20 protein-coding genes are annotated in these 19096 nt (G+C 49.0%); 1 reads left to right on the forward strand and 19 read right to left on the reverse strand.

Annotated elements, in window-relative coordinates:
- Positions 1-32: 32 nt before the first annotated feature.
- The 15 genes from HZU75_RS00875 to rpoE all read right to left on the reverse strand — a co-directional run bounded on the left by HZU75_RS00875 (position 33) and on the right by rpoE (position 12973).
- Positions 33-1748, reverse strand: a complete 1716-nt coding sequence (locus HZU75_RS00875; RefSeq protein WP_180307350.1) for a cyclic-di-GMP receptor FimW-related protein — start codon at positions 1746-1748, stop codon at positions 33-35.
- A 31-nt stretch (positions 1749-1779) separates the two neighbouring features.
- Positions 1780-2151, reverse strand: a complete 372-nt coding sequence (locus HZU75_RS00880) for a SpoIIAA family protein (protein ID WP_180307351.1) — start codon at positions 2149-2151, stop codon at positions 1780-1782.
- A gap of 83 nt (positions 2152-2234) precedes the next feature.
- Positions 2235-2975, reverse strand: coding sequence for a pyridoxine 5'-phosphate synthase (gene pdxJ, locus HZU75_RS00885; protein ID WP_180307352.1), 741 nt, complete (start codon positions 2973-2975; stop codon positions 2235-2237).
- Between the two features lie 61 nt (positions 2976-3036).
- Complete coding sequence (recO, locus tag HZU75_RS00890; RefSeq protein WP_180307353.1) at positions 3037-3783, reverse strand: DNA repair protein RecO; 747 nt, start codon at positions 3781-3783, stop codon at positions 3037-3039.
- 3 nt (positions 3784-3786) lie between these two features.
- Entirely contained in the window at positions 3787-4716 is a 930-nt protein-coding gene (era, locus tag HZU75_RS00895) for a GTPase Era (protein WP_180307354.1), read from the reverse strand.
- Positions 4713-5423, reverse strand: coding sequence for a ribonuclease III (rnc, locus tag HZU75_RS00900; RefSeq protein ID WP_180307355.1), 711 nt, complete (start codon positions 5421-5423; stop codon positions 4713-4715). Before rnc ends, era begins: the two co-directional genes overlap by 4 nt.
- A gap of 30 nt (positions 5424-5453) precedes the next feature.
- Entirely contained in the window at positions 5454-5816 is a 363-nt protein-coding gene (locus tag HZU75_RS00905; RefSeq protein WP_180307356.1) for a DUF4845 domain-containing protein, read from the reverse strand.
- A gap of 27 nt (positions 5817-5843) precedes the next feature.
- Complete coding sequence (gene lepB / locus HZU75_RS00910) at positions 5844-6803, reverse strand: signal peptidase I (protein WP_180307357.1); 960 nt, start codon at positions 6801-6803, stop codon at positions 5844-5846.
- 25 nt (positions 6804-6828) lie between these two features.
- Positions 6829-8622 carry a translation elongation factor 4 gene (gene lepA, locus HZU75_RS00915; RefSeq protein ID WP_180307358.1) on the reverse strand — a complete coding sequence of 598 codons (1794 nt, stop codon included), beginning with the start codon at positions 8620-8622 and terminating at the stop codon, positions 6829-6831.
- An 87-nt stretch (positions 8623-8709) separates the two neighbouring features.
- Complete coding sequence (locus HZU75_RS00920) at positions 8710-8952, reverse strand: glutaredoxin family protein (protein ID WP_180307359.1); 243 nt, start codon at positions 8950-8952, stop codon at positions 8710-8712.
- On the reverse strand, positions 8949-10352 hold the full coding sequence (locus HZU75_RS00925) for a DegQ family serine endoprotease (protein WP_180307360.1): 1404 nt from the start codon (positions 10350-10352) through the stop codon (positions 8949-8951). The genes HZU75_RS00920 and HZU75_RS00925 overlap by 4 nt, the downstream gene beginning before the upstream one ends.
- Before the next feature lie 16 nt (positions 10353-10368).
- Positions 10369-10839 carry a SoxR reducing system RseC family protein gene (locus tag HZU75_RS00930; protein WP_180307361.1) on the reverse strand — a complete coding sequence of 157 codons (471 nt, stop codon included), beginning with the start codon at positions 10837-10839 and terminating at the stop codon, positions 10369-10371.
- A gap of 20 nt (positions 10840-10859) precedes the next feature.
- Entirely contained in the window at positions 10860-11837 is a 978-nt protein-coding gene (locus HZU75_RS00935) for a MucB/RseB C-terminal domain-containing protein (RefSeq protein ID WP_180307362.1), read from the reverse strand.
- On the reverse strand, positions 11838-12329 hold the full coding sequence (locus HZU75_RS00940; RefSeq protein ID WP_180307363.1) for a sigma-E factor negative regulatory protein: 492 nt from the start codon (positions 12327-12329) through the stop codon (positions 11838-11840). It lies immediately after the preceding gene.
- 32 nt (positions 12330-12361) lie between these two features.
- Positions 12362-12973: an RNA polymerase sigma factor RpoE gene (gene rpoE, locus HZU75_RS00945; RefSeq protein ID WP_180307364.1), complete on the reverse strand. Its 612-nt coding sequence runs from the start codon at positions 12971-12973 to the stop codon at positions 12362-12364.
- A gap of 164 nt (positions 12974-13137) precedes the next feature.
- Here rpoE and nadB point away from each other — a divergent pair, with 164 nt between their 5' ends.
- Positions 13138-14724, forward strand: coding sequence for an L-aspartate oxidase (gene nadB, locus HZU75_RS00950; RefSeq protein ID WP_180307365.1), 1587 nt, complete (start codon positions 13138-13140; stop codon positions 14722-14724).
- A gap of 53 nt (positions 14725-14777) precedes the next feature.
- Here the strand turns inward: nadB and HZU75_RS00955 are convergent, their stop codons facing one another.
- The 4 genes from HZU75_RS00955 to rnr all read right to left on the reverse strand — a co-directional run bounded on the left by HZU75_RS00955 (position 14778) and on the right by rnr (position 19049).
- The gene (locus HZU75_RS00955; protein ID WP_180307366.1) at positions 14778-15206 is read right to left on the reverse strand and encodes a protein YgfX; all 429 of its coding nucleotides are present in this window, start codon (positions 15204-15206) and stop codon (positions 14778-14780) included.
- Entirely contained in the window at positions 15206-15919 is a 714-nt protein-coding gene (locus tag HZU75_RS00960) for an SIMPL domain-containing protein (RefSeq protein WP_180307367.1), read from the reverse strand. The genes HZU75_RS00955 and HZU75_RS00960 overlap by 1 nt, the downstream gene beginning before the upstream one ends.
- A gap of 134 nt (positions 15920-16053) precedes the next feature.
- Positions 16054-16434 carry a hypothetical protein gene (locus HZU75_RS00965; protein WP_228028140.1) on the reverse strand — a complete coding sequence of 127 codons (381 nt, stop codon included), beginning with the start codon at positions 16432-16434 and terminating at the stop codon, positions 16054-16056.
- Between the two features lie 80 nt (positions 16435-16514).
- On the reverse strand, positions 16515-19049 hold the full coding sequence (rnr, locus tag HZU75_RS00970) for a ribonuclease R (protein ID WP_180307368.1): 2535 nt from the start codon (positions 19047-19049) through the stop codon (positions 16515-16517).
- Between the last annotated feature and the right edge of the window lie 47 nt (positions 19050-19096).

Raw genomic sequence — 19096 nt, forward strand, 5'->3', positions numbered from 1 at the left:
CGCAAAAAGCGCCGTTTTTTATGTGGCTATGATCAATTTTCTTGCCGTAGTACGTTCACAGCCACCCAAATCCAATCTACGCCTTTTTCTAGCACCAAGCCCAAACTAACTGAAAAACGCTTATCACGCGCACGAATCTGATAGATTTTATCTAGGCCATAATCAGCAGAATGCATAATTAATGTATTCACACTTTTACCATCGATTTGATGCGGCACATAGAGCGCTGTTTTTACATTTGGCAATTCTAAACCGCCGGTAAACCCCAACTCGGTAACCGTCATGTTCTCAATGCGATCATTTTGTTCCGAATGCATGCCCACCATTACGGGGGTCGAGGTTAGTATCTGAATGCCAGCAGAAATCTCGTCATCATTGAGGCGAGCGATCCTGCGCAGTACACCAATCTGCCAGTTCTCGCTATTGCTCAAACGCATACCTAGCAACACATTAGGGCGAATCCATTCATTTTCCGAGAAGCGCAAAATGGCGCCAAAACCACCATTGCTTTCATTATCAATGGCCCACGTTTGCCAATCGGTCTGCTTTTTATTGACGACGTATGGATTGCTAGCTGCAGCGCTCTTTTGCTTGGTTCTCGATGAAACAAAGCCATACAGTCGCATGTCCATGATTTCATCGTAATCAATTTGATCTTTTGCTTCGCGCCCTTGACGCATAAATTTATCGTTATCTTCTTTGATAAAACCACAAATGCGGTCTAAGCCATGAATAATATCCGCAGCTTTGGTGACTTTGGTACGTTCACTCCGCTTGACCTGACTATTGCGCATGCTCATGGTCCAGAACACATCGAGATGCTTGAGTAACTCTGAAACTGCTGGTCCACGTGCATCTGGCCCCAAGTCGAGCGAGGCATAGCTTGCCCCAGTCATCAAGCGCCCCAAGATTTCCTGCACCTGATTCACTAGATCGTTCAGACCCCAGTATCGATATGGCTCCCCCATCAACTCTGGGTTAATTTTTTGTGCACCTTGCGACTCTTGCAAGTTCACGCAAAAATGATGACGGTCTTCCATATATTTGCGGGATATCTGGATCAGTTTCGACCATTTCTCCAGCCAGAAATCCACCATATCAATTTGTCTTACCGACAAATTATTATTCGCCAAGGTATTGAGCATCAGCATCTGAATATATTCATCCGCACAGGACGATATTTCTTCAGAAATTGCGGGATACAGAGAAAATGGATTGCTATCAAAACCACCAATTTCAGACAGGCGATATAGCTGATGAGCAGCAGTCCAGATTTTAGGCGGCACCCGTTCAAAGCGGAAATAGTGCCATTTCGCTTGAATCGACAAGTAGCGCAAGCTACGCGCCAAAACCACAGGCATTAATGGTGCAAACTGTTTCTGCAAGGCTTCATTAGATTCGGCCTGAACAAAACGCTGGTAGGCATCCACCATATCGTGCGAATAGGTCACGATGTCCTTCCAGAGCTTTTGCTCGATCTCTTTGGACATGCGCGGATTAGAGACATATTGATAACGAACGGCATCAAATGCTTCTTGCACGTGCTCGTCGATCAACATTAATGCTTGCAGACTATCAAAAGTTACCGCTTGGTTGCCAGCAACAAAATCACTGACAATGCCATGCACCTTGGCACTGCGCGTCGCAGGGTCGACCATATCCAGATTTTTACACCACTGTGTGGCTGATTTGATATTAGCCAGTGGTGATTTTTCTTTGGAAAACAATGATGAAATGCGATCAAGCATGCTAAATCCAGCCTAAATTTGAGCAATCGTATTATTCGATAATTTCGCTAGCCTGTGCTGGTTCCGAAAACCAATCTACAGCGTCGGCGACCGCGTCAAAGACCATTACATTGGCATCAGCAATTGCGCGGCTAATCCAGACCGACCAAACCACCCATTGATCATCGCTAACCACGGCGATCTTTTCAAAATCCTGCGTGTGTTTTTTGGCAAAGCTCAGTTCTTCCCATGCCATGTCCAGCGTGTAGCCTGTCATTTCCGATAGATCAAACAGCAAACGCGTAGGGCCATGGAAACTGATGTCATATACTACGTTGTCTTCAAACTCTTTGTAATCTTGTAACGTAAATTGCCCAAAGATCACAACATGAATATAGTTTGCTTCGTGTGAAATGCTGATCATAGCGCCTCCTCAACGATGCACAACGCACCATTTGCCACCTACTTTAAGATTAGAGCTAAATCAGCGCAAAACCTAAGCATTTTTTAGCTTACAGCTCGCGCTTGATACATAATCTGCTTCATCTCCCGCACCGCATTGTCCAAACCAACAAACAGCGCATGACCAATTAAAGCGTGGCCAATATTTAATTCTTCAATCTGCGGAATCTGCGCGATAGCCTGTACATTATGGTAATGCAAACCATGACCCGCATTGACCACCAGCCCTAAATCCGCAGCATATTGCGCTGCTTGCTGCACACGTTGCAGCTCATGCACCCGTTCAGCAGGTGTCGTGGCATCTGCGTAACGACCGGTATGGATTTCAATAACTGGCGCACCTAGCTCGTGAGCTAATTTAATTTGCTCAAGGTCAGGATCAATAAAGATTGAGGTGCGAATCCCTGCATCGCTCAATTTCTGAACAAACTGCCCAGTTATTTGTGCATACCGTTTTACGTCCAAACCGCCTTCAGTAGTGACTTCCTCACGACGCTCTGGCACCAAGCAAACATCGTGTGGCGCAACCTCAAGTGCGTGCGCCAGCATTTCCTCGGTCAGTGCCATCTCAAGATTCATGCGGGTTTGAATTACGGCACGAATCAAACGCACATCTTCATCCCGAATATGCCGACGATCTTCACGTAAATGTAGGGTAATTAAATCGGCACCTGCTTGCTCGGCCAATTGAGCCGCCAAGACTGGGCTTGGATAAGCAGTACCACGGGCATTTCGAACCGTAGCAATGTGATCAATATTTACCCCAAGTTGAAGATGGCGCTTCATAACTACCCCTATTATGTATATACAGATACAACTCAGACAGCAAGCCGCCCAGAAACATACCCTAGATACGCTGTAAATCAAGTAATAGCTGCCGAGTATGCAATAACTTGTCACCCAACACCGCAGCTAAGGATTGACGCATCCACACTTTAGCCCATGGCCACAAAGCTTCATCGTGCATCTGATCTTGTGCAAATTGTAAAATCAGAGCCCCCGGGCAGGCATCTGCAGCCTCACTTCGGTTAAATCCTTGCTGAGCCACAAAGTGATAATGATACTGCGGTTCAATCGCCAACCCGCCTTGTGCGGTTAAGGCCCATTCAACACCGAGGCCTAGCTCGCTAAGTAATGATTTTTCAAACAGTCTGAGCACCGGCTCTACCGCAGCCCCTTCTTTAGCAAGGCTCGACAGCGCTTTAATTGCGTCAAAATAGGCGACAAAAAGTTGCGGGTGAGGCTCTTCTTTTGGCAACAAATTTTGCAACAATTCATTCAAGTAAAACGCGCACAATAAGGGCAAACCAGTTAATTGCGGCAACCCAGGCTGCCACTGCGCAGCATGCAAGGTTTTTACTTCGCCTTGGCCGAACCAGGATAACAACAGAGGTTGAAAACTCAGCAGCACACTGCGAATCTGCGAGCCTGGTCGCTGCACACCGCGGGCATAAATCGTCTGCCGGCCATGATCGCGAGTAAATACATCCAGTAAACGGCTAGTCTCACGATAGGCATATTGGTGCAACACAAATGCGGGGTGATCATTAATCCGATTTTTGACCACTCGTTCTTTTACTGCACCACGCGCCATGACTTACTCATAACCAAATTGTCGAATCAAACGCGTGTCGTCAGCCCAGCCACTTTTGACTTTTACAAAAACCTCGAGGAAGACCTTAGCGTCAAACATGGCTTCCATATCAATGCGAGCATCGGTTGCTATTTTTTTCAGTTTTTCGCCTTTTTTACCGATCAAAATGGCTTTCTGATTTTCACGTTCAACCAAGATCGCGGCATAGATACGACGCAATTCTTTGCCATTGGCTAATGTTTCCTCCTGAAATTTTTCAATTTCGACGGCCATCACGTACGGTAGCTCTTCACCCATCATGCGGAAAATCTTCTCGCGAATGATTTCAGACGCCAAGAAGCGCTCATTACGATCTGTTAGATGATCAGCCTCAAACAATGGCACAGACTCTGGCAGTAGAGGTTCAACGGCTTCGAGCAAAACATCTAGCTTCTGAGATTTTTGCGCAGAGATGGGCACAATCGCAGCAAAATTAAATTGCCCAGCCACTTTTTCAATAAACGGCAACATCGTGCCGACGTTATCGAGCAAGTCGACTTTATTGATTACCAAAATAACAGGGCGATCACGGGGTAGTAATTTTAAAACCGCTTCATCTGCAGGGCCAAATCGACCGGCTTCGACCACAAACAAAATGGCATCAACATCGGCCAAGGTCGTCGTCACGCTGCGATTCATCGCTTGGTTTAGCGCATTGCGATACTTGGTCTGAAAACCTGGCGTGTCAACAAATACGAATTGAGCCGATTCCAAAGTTAACACCCCGGTAATTCGGTGGCGTGTAGTTTGGGCTTTGCGAGAAGTGATACTCAATTTCTGGCCGATCAGATGATTCATCATCGTCGACTTACCCACATTAGGCTGCCCTACAATCGCCACAAAACCGCAACGGTAGCCATTCGCACTAGGTGCATTCAAGATTTCTTCATTCATTTTTTGGCTACCTTTTTACCGGGATGTTGTAGGCGAAGCTGATGCAGTAAACGCCCAGCCGCTTCCTGCTCTGCGGCGCGGCGACTTGTACCTTCCGCTTTTGTTGCAACTTTAAGCTCTACACAAGTACATGACACTTCAAATATCTGATCAGGAGATTCACCGATCTGACGCAAAACTTCATACTGAGGCAATGCTAACTTGCGCGCTTGCAACCACTCTTGCAACGATGTTTTTGCGTCTTTCATCGCGTCTAGTGGGTTAACTTCAGCGATACGAGTGGCGAATAATTGTTCAACCACTTTAGCGGCTTCATCAAAGCCTCCATCGAGCCAGATAGCACCTAACACCGCTTCTAGTGCATCAGCCAGAATACTCGGACGGCGATGCCCACCACTTTTGAGTTCACCCTCACCCAATGAGAGGTAATCACCCAACTGCAATTCAGTGGCAATCACAGCGAGTGAATCTTGCCGTACAAAGTGAGCCCGCAGACGCGACAAGTCACCCTCACTGAACTGCGGAAACACTTGATACAAACGTCGTGCAACCAGTGCGTTTAAAATGCCATCGCCGACAAACTCTAAACGCTCATTGTGCGTTGAAGAATAAGAGCGATGCGTTAAAGCCTGCTTCAAAAGCTTGGGCTCAGAAAAAATATAACCGAGCGCTTTTTGCAAGCGCTCGGCGGGTAGTACGACTGACAAAATATATTCCTAATTTTCGGGTGTTATGCCTTATTCCGCAGAGCCTGACTTTTTCTCAATTTCAAATTGGAATAAAAAGCTGACATTTGCAACCAGAGGCACGACCTTTTCATAATCGGCACGCACCGTGGTAACACCACCAGTTTGAGTAATTAATAAATCAGCAGGTTTGACTGCATGAATTTCGCTGATATCTGCATGGCGCGCAAAAGCATCACGAATTGCTTGCGGTGTTGCACCACTATTTTGGTTCAGAATTGTACTAACCGCCTGTTTAATATTGAAATACTCAATATAGGTAGGCACAACTTTAAACGCGGTTATCAAAGCCACCGCAACAAACATCGCTACGATGATAAAGCCAAAAAAAGACAAACCGAGCTGTTTTTTCATCTCATTTTCCCCGCCAATACGCTAATTTTATCGAATCATCGTGCCTACACGATCAAGATGCTTGAAGTTCATCCAAATCAAGAACGCCTTACCCACTACAAATTTATCATCCACAAAGCCCCAGTAGCGGCTATCTGCACTATGGTCACGATTGTCGCCCATCGCAAAATACTGATTTGCAGGCACTTTGCACACAAAACCAGACTCATCATAACGACAATTTTCACGACCTGGGAAATCACCCACTTCAGATAAGCTCAACGTTGGCGTATCGGCCATATTCAAAGTATGAAATTTGTGCACACCCATCGTTTCAGTAAACTGCTGGTTACGCACTTCATAAACACCTTGCTCAATATAGCTATGCTCACCTGCTGATTCAATTGGCACCGCTTGACCATTGACAGTCAATTTTTTATTACGATATTCAATCGTATCACCCGGCAAACCAACCACACGTTTGATGTAGTTAACCTGCGGGTTAACTGGGTAATTAAATACCATCACATCGCCGTGTTCTGGCTTACCCACAGGGATCACCACCTGATTTGTCACCGGCATCCGCAAACCAAATGCATATTTATTTACCAGAATAAAGTCACCAACGACTAAGCCAGGTCGCATTGATGAAGATGGAATCTGAAATGGCTCCACTAAAAATGAGCGTAACAAGAACACCACCAAAATCACCGGAAAAAAGCCGCGGCCATACTCTACCCAATCGGCAACTGGGTTCTGGCCACGTTTTTTTTGCCACATGAATTTATCCAGCGCCCAAATCACGCCGGTAATCAGTACGAATAGCAACATCGCGGTGCTGATTGACAAGAACTGCACCATCAAAATAAACACCCCCACCACAATGGATAGGTAGCCGTACTGAACCAGTTGCGGCGGCTCGGTGCCTTTACGCTCATGCTTTGCACCAGCCCCAATCAAAACCGGACCTAAAATCAACAACACTACGCCAATCAACAACCAGTTCATGCCATATCCCTAATGCTGTGAGTGTTTATTTATCTGATACTTGCAAAATCGCCAAGAAGGCTTCTTGTGGAATCTCCACATTACCCACTTGTTTCATACGTTTTTTACCGGCTTTTTGTTTATCCAGCAGTTTACGTTTACGCGATACGTCACCACCATAACACTTGGCCAATACGTCTTTACGTACGGCTTTCACCGTTTCGCGCGCGACGATCTGGCTGCCAATCGCTGCTTGTACGGCGATATCGAACATTTGGCGCGGAATCAATTCGCGCATTTTGGCCACCAACTCACGGCCACGATACTGGCTCATTGAGCGGTGAACAATCAGACTTAAGGCATCAACTCGCTCGCCATTGACCAGCACATCAAGTTTCACCAAATCACCAACACGGAACTCTTTAAAATCGTAATCGAGTGAGGCATAACCGCGCGATACTGATTTCAATTTATCAAAGAAATCCATCACCACTTCGGCCATCGGCAAGTCGTAAGTTAACATCACTTGACGACCTAAATATTGCATATTGACCTGATTACCGCGTTTTTGGTTACACAGCGTCATCACAGGACCGACATAATCCTGTGGAACCAAAATCGTCGCGGTAATAATCGGCTCACGTACTTCGTCGTATTTGGATGGATCAGGCAATTTGGATGGATTTTCAATCTGTACCGTCTCACCACCACGCAGCACCAGCTCGTATTTCACTGTTGGTGCGGTGGTAATCAAATCCATATCAAATTCGCGCTCAAGACGTTCTTGCACGATCTCAAGGTGCAACAGACCTAAGAAGCCGCAACGGAAACCAAATCCCAATGCAGTTGATACTTCCGGCTCGTAGTTCAGCGAAGCGTCATTGAGCTGCAGCTTTTCCAAGCTATCGCGCAATTTTTCGTAATCGTGACTTTCAACCGGATACAAGCCCGCAAATACCTGCGACTTCACATCTTTAAAGCCTGGCAAAGGCTCAGCAGCCGGGGTTTTTACGGTAGTAATTGTGTCGCCGACTTTGGCGCTCGCCAGCTCTTTAATGCCAGCAATCACAAAGCCTACTTCACCAGCTTTGAGCATTTCGCGTTGCACCGATTTAGGTGTAAACACCCCGACCTGCTCGCATAAATGCTGGGCTTTGGACGACATAAACAAAATCTTATCTTTCGGGCGCAGTACACCATCCACCACCCGCACCAACATGATGACGCCAACATAATTATCAAACCATGAGTCGATAATCAGTGCTTTCAATGGCGCATCAATATCACCCTTCGGAGGGGGTATCTTCGTGACCACCTCTTCCAGAATGTCTTCTATGCCAATACCTGACTTTGCTGAAGCATGCACCGCATCGGTCGCTTCGATCCCGATAATATCTTCGATCTCTTGTGCTACGCGATCAGGATCGGCGGCTGGCAGGTCGATCTTATTAAGTACGGGACGCACTTCAACGCCTTGCTCAATCGCGGTATAGCAATTGGCTACGGTTTGCGCTTCTACACCTTGTGAGGCATCAACCACCAGCAAAGCGCCTTCACAAGCAGCCAGTGATCGGCTTACTTCATAGCTAAAGTCAACGTGCCCTGGGGTGTCGATCAGGTTCAGGTTGTAGACTTTGCCGTCACGCGCTTTGTAATTAAGCGCAGCGGTTTGCGCCTTGATGGTAATACCGCGCTCTTTTTCAATATCCATTGAGTCGAGTACTTGCTCGCTCATTTCCCGCATTTCTAAACCGCCGCAAAATTGGATAAACCGATCCGCCAAGGTACTTTTACCGTGGTCAATGTGGGCGATAATAGAGAAATTACGAATATGATCCATGTGTCCAGCCAAGTCTGTATAAAGAGCAACTCAATATAAAAAATTGGGCACGCCACGCGTGCCCGAGAATTGCGTTAATCCGCGATTTTAGCCTAAATCGGCGAGCCTAGCATCCAATGCCGCAACATCAAGATGATAGTGACAGATTTCCCGCTCATTTGAATCAGCCAACACTGGCACTAACTCACCATAGCGCGCCTCAAGTTCATCGATATCGTCAATATCAATCCAATCTAACTCAAAGCGCCCCGCAGCCAGTGCACGTAATTGCTCACGCATATTTACGCACAGGCTGCAGTATTCACGGCCAAACAGCTTCAAACGAATCATTTGGCCGGTGCCTTCATCACAATAAAGGCTGGATTGCCATTACGCAGCACCCGCAATGGTAATGAATCATTCGGTTTTAAATCGTTCAGCGCTTTTTTCAACTGCGCAGAGCTAGTCAGATCCTGCCCAGCCAAACCCACAATCACATCACCTGGCTGTAAACCCGCTTTTGCAGCCGCCCCCTGCGCATCGCGCACCAGCAAACCAAAGCCGATACCAAGCTGTTTTAATTGTCGGGCATTCAAATCCTGTACTGTCAGGCCAAATTTGCCGGCATCATCGCTCTTGCCCTTGTATTCACGACTCTCGGTGCTTTTGTCGCTTTCCTCAAGTTGGCCTACGGTGATCAATACATCGCGCGCAGCTTTATCACGCCATACCTGAACCGGCACTTTTGAGCCAGGTTTGACAGCACTAACAATTCGCGGCAACTCACCCGAGCTATTGATTGGTTGGCCATTAAATTTGAGCAAGATATCGCCGGCTCTCAAGCCCGCCTTTTCAGCTGGGCCATCTTTTTCCACTGAGCTCAACAATGCACCAGTCGCTTTTGCCAAACCAAAGCTCTTTGCCAAATCTTCGCTAACATCCTGAATCGAAACGCCAATCCGACCGCGCGTCACTTTACCACTGGACTTCAACTCATCCGCCACTTTCATGGCAACATCAATTGGAATGGAAAATGACAACCCCATATAGCCGCCTGAGCGACTGTAAATTTGCGAGTTAATACCGACCACTTCACCATTCATATTAAAAAGCGGGCCACCTGAATTGCCGGGGTTGATGGCTACATCAGTTTGAATAAATGGCACAAAGTTCTCATCAGGCAGGCTGCGGCCCTTAGCGGAAACGATACCGGCAGTCACCGTATTATCTAGACCAAACGGCTGACCAATTGCCAACACCCACTCACCTTGCTTTAATTTATTGGCATCACCCAAATCGACTTTGGGCAAATTACTGCCTTCAATTTTGAGCAAAGCAACATCAGTACGCGCATCAGAGCCAACCACCTTGGCCTTGAAACTGCGTTTATCCATCATTTTGACCGTAATTTCATCGGCTTTTGCCACAACATGGGCATTGGTCAAAATGTAGCCGTTGCTATCAATGATGAAGCCCGACCCTAAAGACTGGGCCTGATGCTGCCGAGGCTGGCCGCCGCGCGCACCGGGAGGCATTGGGAAGCCGAAGCGGCGTAATAGCTCCAGCGTTTCTGGGTCCACCCCAGGGGCAGCTGCTTCATCATCACGTATTGAAGCGGTCGTTGAAATATTGACTACGGCCTTGCCTTCTTTTTCAACAATAGTTGTAAAGTCAGGCAACGCAGCTGGGGCCGCCAGAGCAGCAACACTACCGCCAAGCAAAATTGTTGTGAGCATTAATCGATTCAGCATAGTCCCTTCCTCTGGGTCAATGAGTACGTTTAAGTTCACAGGTTTTGACAACCTGTCCAGTTGGATGTTTGGCCACAATGGCCGGTTCCGCTGGCTGCAGATTAGTTTTGGGTAGCAGCCGCAAGACAAAGAAACCGAGAATAAACCCGAAAGCTGCGCCGACTAAAGTGGCTAATTCACTATTCGAAGCAATAAAATGACCAATTACTGCCCCAAGCAGCAATAGCAACATGGGCAACCCATAAGCCCACAAGGCACTAGAGAGCAAGGCCCCCTCTTGCACGGCAATCGTCACCAGCTCGTTAGGCTTAGCCGCAAGGGGGTTGTGCACGCGGTAGCTTTCTTGCGCGTTACCAAACATGCGGGTAATCGCAACTGATTTGCAACCTTTTTCGGGGTCACAATGACCACAAGGGGTGTGGGGGCGAATTTTCACCCAGGCATAATTGCCTTCGGTGCGTACTACTTGAGCTTGCGTTTCAATCATAAAGTGGATCTGCGGAAAATTTAACGCGCATTGTACACGTTAGCAAAAGCCTCCACCGTCACGGCCGGCACCTCCCCCAGAGCCGTCACCAGGTTTGCACCGCTTTGCCGAGCAAACAAGTGCGTCCCCCCTTGATGAGCCAAGCCCAACGGCAGCCGGTGATGAAATGGCTCAATAAAGATCGACACCGTGGCGACACCATCGCTGTATAAATGATGAATGACAGTGCGGTTTTTACCTGGCAGCGTTTTGCTGGTTTGTTTAAGCAACCTAAAGCCCGCTGGCGGCGCTTTGATATCCCAGTTTGGCTCCTGCGCCAAAGTGCTTACACCATTACTACTTTCAATGACCACTGCTTGCAATTGGCGCGTCGGCTTGAGCAGCTTGCGATCTACACTACCCCCCAACTGTATATCCGTAAAGGCGAAGGCTTGTGTTGCCTCCCGACGCATACCCAAAACCACCCACTTTAGTAATAAATTTGAACCATCATCAACCCAAAAGCGATGTGGATAACGGAATTGATCAAGCGGCTCTAACTGATACACCGTCGCATCTCGACCGGCTACACGTTCATGCCCCAACAGTTGCACACCGTAGGCTACCAGTAGCTTTTCTGGCTGATCGGGCAACTGCCGCGGGAATAATTTAGAGGTATAACGTCGATCTAAGGCTGCTTGCTGCGGATCTGCAGGATAAATACTAACTTGCGTGCCATGGCGATAATATTCACGTGGCGGCCCGTCCAGTGTCTCGCGCCGCTCGGCATCATTTGCGCCATCCAGCACATGAATCATGCGGTAAGTAGAAATCTCTTCGCCATACTGGTACACATAGGTACCTGAGTAGGTTGCACTTTTGGCCGCAGTAGCGACACGTTCCAATAATTTGTGTGCAGCATCTTTACTTAATTGCTCAGCTGCTTGTGCACTAGCCACCCAGAACAGCAACAGCACAGACTGCCACACCAGTCGAATTTTCCTGCGAGCCATTAACATCTAGCGCTGCTCTCCCACTTCGAACGAGACTTGAGCCAAATGATCATCCCCCATCGGATTGGCGACACCAGCACGATGCGCAGCCAAATAGGCACGCACTTCTGCGGCATCGACTTGCACATGCTGAGCAGGTACGGCATTTAAGCTAGCCATTTGCTGCGGTACGGCAGCCGGAGCAATGCTAAATTGCCAAACCGCCAAACCAACAAAAGCCACCGACGCCGCGGCAGTTAATGGCACCATCCAGCGTTTAGCTCTGGGCTCTGCCAGTCGTTTTGGCGCAATCACTACCGGCTCGGCTGCCAAACGTGCCGAAAATTTGGCCATAAAATCACCGGATACCGGCGCGAATCCTTGCAAAGCATCTTTCGTGGCGTGCCATTCTTGCCATTGCGCCTGCAGGAGCGGATCTTGCTTTACCGCATCGAGCACAGCGCCCCACTGCTCTGCGGGAAGTTCGTTATCCATCAGAGCTGACAATTTTTCTTTCATCGTTGAATCCTCACTCGAATTGGCGTGTTGGGCTACCATCGCTTATCTTTCCCCACCTCGGAAAGCAAAGGTCTTAAGCGATTAGCAATCGCCTCACGCGCCCGAAAAATCCGGCTACGCACGGTACCGATCGGGCAATCCATCGCCAAAGCGATGTCTTCGTAACTGAGACCATCCATCTCGCGCAGCGTAATGGCCTCTCGCAAATCAGCTGGTAATGCATCCACAGCTTCGTTCACAGTAGAGACAATCTGCCGATTGGATAGTTCAGTTTCTGGAGTGTGAAAATCTGGCACCTGCGCTACCGCATCCAGCGTTTCACCCTCTTCATCCTCGTATTCTGTAGCAATCATCGGCCGACGGCCGAGTGAGGATAGATAATTTTTCGCCGTATTAATTGCAATCCGATACAGCCAAGTATAAAACGCACTCTCCCCACGGAATGATGGCAAAGCACGGTAGGCTTTAATAAATGCCTCCTGGCTTACATCCTCAAGCTCTGCGGGGTCGCGAATCATGCGTGACAGCAGCCGGGCAATGCGTCGCTGGTATTTGACTACCAGCATTTCAAAGGCGCGCTGATCCCCTGCCTGAGCTCGGCGTACGAGTTCCTGATCTAAATCGCGGTCGGTGACCTGTGTCAAGCTTGTCTTCCTATGGGTATCAATTGCATTTCACCCTGACATTATCAGGGCAGAGCTGCAAATTACAAGCGCCTATCCGGCAATTGCAGCAAAGCAGCGTTCTGCCAGCTCTGATAGTATTGCATCTCTGTGAAGACACCGCGGCAAATAAAGGACTAATTCGCATGCGCAAATTTGATGTGCTGATTCTGGGTAGTGGGCTTGGTGGCATGACCATCGCATTACAATTGGCAGAAAAATTGAAAGTCGGTTTAATCACCAAACGCGAGCTGCGTGATGGCGGTAGCGGCTGGGCGCAGGGCGGAATTGCTGCCGTACTAGATGACTCCGACAGCATTGAATTACACATCAAGGATACTCATGTTGCAGGCGCCGGATTGTGCGACACCGATGCAACACGCTTTATCATTGAGAATTCGAAAGATGCGATTGATTGGCTCATCAAAATGGGCGTTCCGTTCACCAAAGATGAATCGGGCGACACCAGTTATCAGGGCTATCACCTTACGCGCGAAGGCGGCCACAGCCACCGTCGCATCATCCATGCGGCCGATGCCACTGGCGCGGCTGTAATTGACACACTGGCGATCAAGGTCGCGGCACACCCGAATATCACCTTACTGGAAGAACATATTGCTGTTGATCTAATCACTGAGCGCAGTGGAGACACAAGCCGCTGTGTTGGCGCTTATGTCTATGACAAAACCGCTGATCGCGTCGAAACGATACTTGCACCGTTTACTGTACTGGCCACCGGCGGTGCGGGCAAAGTGTATCTGTACACCACCAATCCTGACGTCGCGACCGGCGATGGTATTGCGATGGGTTGGCGTGCAGGTTGCCGCGTTTCGAATATGGAATTTATCCAGTTCCACCCAACATGCCTGTATCACCCGCACGCAAAGTCCTTTCTGATTACCGAAGCAGTCCGCGGCGAAGGCGGTATTTTACGTCTCCCCGATGGCACCCGCTTTATGCCGAGCCACGATGAGCGTGCCGAGTTAGCACCACGCGATGTCGTCGCCCGTGCGATTGACTTTGAAATGAAACGCGGTGGGTACGATTGCGTGTATCTGGATATTTCGTACAAGCCAGCCGCTTTTGTGAAAGAGCATTTCCCGAATATCTATCAGCGCTGCTTGGAACTCGGCATCGACATTACCAAAGAGCCGATCCCTGTGGTGCCTGCAGCGCATTACACCTGCGGCGGCTTGGTGACTGATTTAGATGGCCGCACCGATCTGGCCAACCTGTTCGCCGTGGGCGAAGTCGCTTGCACCGGCCTACACGGCGCTAATCGACTGGCCTCCAATTCATTACTTGAGTGCATGGTACTGGGCAAAGCTGCAGCACACGCGATTTTGCAACAAACACCGCAACCGCTGCCTAATGTCGCTGAATGGGATGAAAGCCGCGTCACCGATCCGGATGAAGAAGTGGTGATTTCGCACAATTGGGATGAGCTACGCCGCTTTATGTGGGATTACGTCGGCATTGTGCGCACAAATAAACGGCTGGAACGTGCACTACACCGGATTGAATTACTGAAAAGTGAAATTCACGAGTTTTATCGGAATTTCCGAGTTTCGAATGACTTGCTGGAATTGCGCAATCTGGTTATTACTGCTGAATTGATTGTGCGCTGCGCAATGGCACGCAAGGAAAGTCGTGGCCTGCACTATAGTCGTGATTACCCAGGCATCGACACCAATTCAAAGCCAACTCTTTTGATACCCGAAAATAAAAAATAGCCAACGTATATAGCCCCAGGCCAGATTAAAATTGAGCTAGGGGCATATACCTATCAAAAATCTAATTCATCACGGACAAGACTAGCAGGCCAAATCCAGCGCAAATAGACTCGCCACTGCCGCAATATTTCAGCATTGGCGCTATCTGGCCACAACACCAAATACAGTTTTTTGCCGTCACCTTGCAGATGCAATACCAGCACATGGGCAGTTAACACGCTGCTAGGCAAAATACGCATCGAGTACTTTTCGCCCCCACGCATACACACCTCCAACTGACCGGAGGCAAGGCACTGAACCTGCAACACGGCAGGCAACTGGTGCCAATGCCACCACCATGAAGCCAATACAACTCCACTTACAAGTACTGCCCAAGGCCAGCTCATCCACCAAGCATTCAGCAAGGTCAGCGAATGTGTTAGCAACAAAAAACCCCGCTGCCATTTGGATACGGGGTTGATGTGCAACACAGCAGGCAACATTACTCGCCGACCTGAATACTGCCATTTACATTGACCACCAAACGGCTTTCACCCGCATCTACGGGTGCCGGGGCTGGCGCCGCTTCAGCGGCCATCACCGCACTCTTGTACATCACTGGTCGTGGTTGGGGATAATTGGCTTGGGTTTGAATATTCATTTGCATGGTTTTCCAAGCCTGCCCACCCATAGTGCGCTGGATAACATTTGCACGTTGCCGGAATGCCTTTATCGCCTCTTCAATCAAAGCATCTTCCGCTACTTTGCGACTTTGCTCTGATACTTCATATCGGATATCAGCCAACTGCAAAGCCACGCCACTAGGCTGCGGCTTTTGTAATTGCGCAATCAGTTGCGACAAAGCCGAGAAATCTTTGGATGTTAATCTTAGCTCTCCGCGGCTGCGCCAAGATTGCAATTGGTTGTTTTTATTGTTGTACACCGGGTAGCTGCTATAAGCTGTGCCAGCGGATTGCACACTAGGAAATTGCTTTAGGGTTTTCTGCGCAGCAGCGATGGTTTGATTAATTTTATCGGCCAATTTGCTCGAATCGGTGTCGGTAAGCTCGACAAATAAAGTCGCCTGCGCTGTGTCATTATCAATTTGACGGCTAGCACTCGCATCCAAGCTCACCACATTATATTGGACTGCACTATCGGCCCAAGCCAAACACGGAGCAGCTAGTAAAGCGGCGATCAATGCTTTTTTCTTCATAAGAACATTCCTTGCGTTGCGCCAAACTACGGCTGAATGAAAGTCATTTAAGCACAGCAAAGTATGCATCGCAGCGTAAAAAAGTCGCCATCAATGATGGCGACTATTCAGTTTGAGTTCAGCAAGCTGCCACTTTAGTGATAATTGTGGTCCGTTGGTGTGTTATGAATATCATCCGACACCGCATCCATTACACCCAAGTGAATTTCAACATCAAACCATTCCCAGAATAGTTTTAAAGAGCGCTTCGGCGGCCACAAAGCATCATCGGCCACCCACGATGCCAACTCCTGATCAAATAATTTATCTGCAATATCGTCAATAAACGCAATTGAATCCTCAGGCTCAGCCGCTTCCGGCACCAAAATCACCGTACAATCCGAGCGAATTTCGGCCAAGGTCAACGTAACATCATTACCCGGCAGCGCATTAAGCCAATCCAAAAAAGGCTGTTTTGGGCGAATAATGGCTGCGGAACGATCAACAATAAACATCCGGTTTCCTTCAGGTTTCATCTTTTAATTTTTAAACTGTTCTAAATACTGGTAACTGTAAGTGGGGACAATTACGCAAAGCGCAACCATACCCACCGAGATTAACGCCGGCGACGGCGGCGCGTACCGGCACTGGCAGGCACAGCATCACCCTGCGCCGCTTGGGCACGACGTCGCTGGGTCGCAGTACCCGGCTTTTTACGCCGAACGCTCGGCTCATCAACGGCCGCAGCGCCGCCCTTAGCTGCCGCAGTGCTACCCACTCTGGCTGTACTGGTTCTTGCACCGGGTTTAGCCGTGGTTCTAGCTGCGGGTTTGGCCTCGACGACTGGTGCAGTACGGCTATTACGAGCGCTCACTTTCACAACCGGCTTGCTACCAGCCGCACTTTTAGCCCCAACCAAGCGGCCAAAATCATCGACCAGTGCAAAATCGATTTTGCTGGTTTCCAGATCAACGCGAACGACGCGCACTTTCACACGATCAGTAATTCGATACACCTGACCGCCGCGCTCGCCTTTGAGCTCTTTGCGCTTTTCGTCGTAATGGAAGTAATCAGTACCCAGCTCGGAGACATGCACCAAACCCTCGACGTACAAACCGTCGAGCAAGACAAACATGCCAAAACCGGTAACGGCCGACACTGAGCCCATGAACTCTTCGCCAATTTTGTCTTGCATGTAGTAGCACTTGAGCCAGTTTTGCACATCGCGGCTGGCTTCATCAGCGCGGCGTTCGGTCATCGAGCACTGCACACCCAGTTGTTCCCACTTGGTCGCTGGCTTGTATTTTTTGCCGGCCAGAATCGCTTTGATTGAACGATGAACCAGCAAGTCGGGGTAACGGCGAATCGGTGAAGTAAAGTGCGCATAGGCCTCATAACTCAGCCCAAAATGGCCCTCATTCTCGGGCGCGTACACCGCTTGCGACAAACTGCGCAACAACATCGTTTGCAATAAAGGAGCATCGGGGCGCTCTTTAATGCTCTCGAGCAACTGCGCGTAATCTTTTGCGCTCGGGTCTTCCGCCCCACCCAAACTCAAGCCCATTGTGCGCAGATATTCACGCAGATTCTTGAGTTTTTCCGGCGTTGGCCCTTCATGCACGCGGTATAAGCCGATGTGCTCGTTTTTAATCAGGAAATTGGCCGCGCAGACATTGGCTGCCAGCATGCATTCCTCGATCAGCTTGTGTGCGTCATTGCGCACCACCGGAACAATCGCTTTTATTTTGCCAAATTCATCAAAGCGCATTTCAGTTTCTTGTGTTTCAAAATCAATCGCGCCGCGCTCATGACGAGCCACTACAAAGACCTTAAACAAGTCATACAGTGTTTTTAGATGTGGCAATAGATGGGTATTGGCCTGCGCATCCTCCCCTTTGGGGTTTTGCAGCATATCCCACACCCGGGTATAAGTCAGCCGTGCCTTCGAGAGCATCACTGCTGGGTAAAATTCATATTTTTTAATCTCACCCGTCTGCGTCACACGCATATCGCAGACCATGCAGAGCCGCTCAACATCAGGATTGAGCGAACACACGCCATTAGACAACGCCTCAGGCAACATCGGAATCACGCGACGCGGAAAATACACCGAGTTACCGCGCTCGATCGCAGTCAAATCAAGTGCATCATTGGGTGTAACATAATGGCTCACATCGGCAATCGCCACGACCAGTCGCCAACCTTTGCCTTTCTTCTCAGCAAAGACCGCATCGTCAAAATCGCGGGCGGTTTCGCCATCAATGGTCACTAGCGGCAAATCGCGCAAATCAACACGCTCAACGCCCTGCACTGGCTTCCAGTCTTTCTTCTTCACTTTTTGCGGCGTGGCATCGGCTTGCGCTTGCGCCTCAGGCGAGAACACATGTGGCAGATTGTGTTTACGCAGTGCAATTTCGATTTCCATGCCAGGATCATCGTAATTGCCAAGTAATTCAATCACGCGTCCCACGGGTTGCGAGTAGCGCGAAGGCTGCACCAGCAACTCGACCATCACCACCTGCCCGGCTTTTGCACCGCCAGTGTTTTTGGCTTCCAGCAAAATATCGCGGCTGATACGTTTGTCTTCGGCGGTGACAAAAAACACGCCGCGTTCATTATGCAAACGACCAACCAAACGCTGATTAACGTGCTCCAGCACCTCGGCAATCGCCCCCTCAGGACGGCCGCGGCGATCTACCCCAATCAAGCGCGCTAATACACGATCACCGTGCAGCACTTTGTCCATTTCCTTGGGGCCAAGGAATAAATCATCGCCACCATCATCACGCAGCAAAAAGCCAAAACCATCTGGATGGCCTTGGATCTTACCCGGGATCAGATCGAGTTTTTCCGGCAAACACAGCGCGCCTTTGCGATTGAGCAACAATTGCCCTTCGCGGCCCATCGCCTGCATGCGACGCTCGAACGCAACTAATTCATCTTCGCGGATATTGAGTAATTGGGCCAATTCTTCGGCCATGATGGGTGCGCCGCGCTCTGCGAGGATTTGCAGAATAAATTCGCGCGACGGTAGCGGAAATTCGTAGCGGCCTTTTTCGCGCTCGAGATAAGGGTCTTGGGCACGCAAGCCAGTAATTTTGCGAGTAGTTTTTTTCTTAGGTACGGGCGTTTTTTCCAGTTTTTTTTCCATTGGACCTGTTTTTTTCATATCTAGGATTGACGATATACGTCTGATTG

It is taken from the genome of Chitinibacter fontanus (assembly GCF_013423785.1).
GTDB lineage: Bacteria > Pseudomonadota > Gammaproteobacteria > Burkholderiales > Chitinibacteraceae > Chitinibacter > Chitinibacter fontanus.